Annotated in this window: 2 protein-coding genes; one reads left to right on the top strand and one right to left on the bottom strand. The window is 43.8% G+C overall.

What is annotated here, in order from left to right; genetic code table 11:
• On the top strand, window positions 1–280 hold a 280-nt coding region (locus Q0614_RS07370; RefSeq protein ID WP_298787683.1), incomplete at its 5' end, for a Sua5 YciO YrdC YwlC family protein.
• 535 nt (window positions 281–815) lie between these two features.
• Here Q0614_RS07370 and Q0614_RS07365 read toward each other — a convergent pair.
• Complete coding sequence (locus Q0614_RS07365; protein ID WP_298787681.1) at window positions 816–1007, bottom strand: hypothetical protein; 192 nt, start codon at window positions 1005–1007, stop codon at window positions 816–818.
• Window positions 1008–1244: the final 237 nt, after the last annotated feature.

Raw genomic sequence — 1244 nt, 5'->3', positions numbered from 1 at the left:
CGTGCCCGCTAAATTTAAAAATTTAGTGCGTCGCGCGAGAAACACAACGTTTTTATACCCAAACGCCAAGGCCGTGCGCGTCGTAAAAGGGTGTGCTCACGAGGAGTTTTTGAGGCAATTTGACTGGCTTTACTCCAGCAGCGCAAATTTAAACGGACAAAACTTCGACGAAACCTGGGCGAAAGGGGCGGCGGATCAGGTCGTGGATCAAAATTTCAGCCAAAACGCAAGCTCGAAAATATATAAAATTTCAAAAACTAAAATTTTGCGGATTAGATAGAGCTGCCGATTAAAAATTTACACGCAAGAAACTTAAAAAAAGAGACGCAGCGGGAAGTAACTTTACAAATTTAAACGGCTTTGTAAATTTAAAATTGCTATGAAAATTTCACCTAGCAATAAAATTTCGTCATATATAAACCGCGCAAATACCGTCTGGAATTTTAAAAAATCGCGAAAAGATCACGGCAGACTCGCAGAAAAATTATATAAAAAGCTGTATCCCCCCCCTCCCGTTGCCTTCAAATAGTAAAATTACTGCCGTTTTCGAAGCCATAAAATTTCGCCATTGCTAGCTTTGAATGAAATTCTATCGCCAGATACTCTCGATCAAAATTCCGACTCGGACGAGCTAAAATTATCGCTAGAAATTCTCGCATTCCAAGTATTCTCGATTAAAATTTTAGAGATCAGGCATTGCCGCTAGTTTTTACCAGAGTCGCTACGCGCCGTTTTTAATCAAAGTTCTACTGACGCTACTCCTGCCTTTGATTAAAATTTCATCTTTAAGAAAAGCTTCTCTGACGCCGCCAAAATCAAAATTTCGCCGCTGCCTCATAGCCGCCGCTGCCGATACTATCGCCTTTCATCGCCGATATCTCCGCCGCAGCTATTGCACTCTTCTTCACTGCTTCTGCCGCAGCAGACGCCGCAAAGCCGTCCGCCTCGCTCACGCCGCCCAGCTGCCAAAGCTGTGCGTAAAGCGCAAGCGGTCTCCATTGCCGCACCAAGACGACCGATCCGCGATAAAATTTCCACCGCCGCGCAACGCGCCAAAGCAAACGCTGCAAATTTTAAAATTTAAACCGCCTCTCGCCGCGCGGCACCGATAAATTCCAACCGATAAACTCCGCCGACTAGTCCATCATTCCCGTATAAAACATAAATTTTCATGAATTTAACGCCGCCTTTCTTGCTTTATATTAAAATTTCGCTAAAATTACCGCATTAAATTTGAAGCGCAA

It is taken from the genome of uncultured Campylobacter sp. (assembly GCF_937997595.1).
Taxonomy (GTDB): Bacteria; Campylobacterota; Campylobacteria; order Campylobacterales; family Campylobacteraceae; genus Campylobacter_B.
Note: the sequence above shows the minus strand (reverse complement) of the source record. Positions and strands in the feature narration are given on the sequence as shown.